Origin of the sequence: Caballeronia sp. LZ003, assembly GCF_031451465.1 — a bacterium.
Taxonomy (GTDB): Bacteria; Pseudomonadota; Gammaproteobacteria; order Burkholderiales; family Burkholderiaceae; genus Caballeronia.
Genome location: NZ_JARUXJ010000200.1, coordinates 1 through 420 on the forward strand (window position 1 = coordinate 1; position 420 = coordinate 420).

Genomic DNA, 420 nt, shown 5'->3' on the forward strand with positions numbered 1-420 from the left:
AGCGCGGTCAGATCGTTCACGCAGGAGAGATCGAGGCCGCCGTAGACCGTCTCGCCTTCAATGTTGGCAGGCGGCTCGCCGTTCTCCATCCAAATGGCGCGAGCGACAAACGGATTACGCGCGTCGACCCGCTGATTGAGGATGAGGTTGCGGTAGGTGGCCTCGCGACTCGGCAAGCGCTTGGCCTCGCGCGCCATGCGGCGTACCTCTGCCTGATTCATGAACACGTCGAAGTGCGGATTGGCCAGGCGAATGGCGCGATCGCTGAACGGGTCCATGTCCGTGGGCGTGGTGTACAGCTCGACCTTGTTGAGCGGATCAGCGCCTGTGAGCGCGTCGTCGATCAGCAGACTGAGCAGATCTGCATCGGTCGGCGCTTGCGTGCTAATCACGATCGACAGCGGGCTCTCTTGCCCACCG

The 420-nt window shown here is 62.9% G+C and carries 1 pseudogene; it reads right to left on the reverse strand.

What is annotated here, in order from left to right:
• Positions 1–420: pseudogene (locus QCE79_RS34445) on the reverse strand (terminase); the annotation flags it as partial.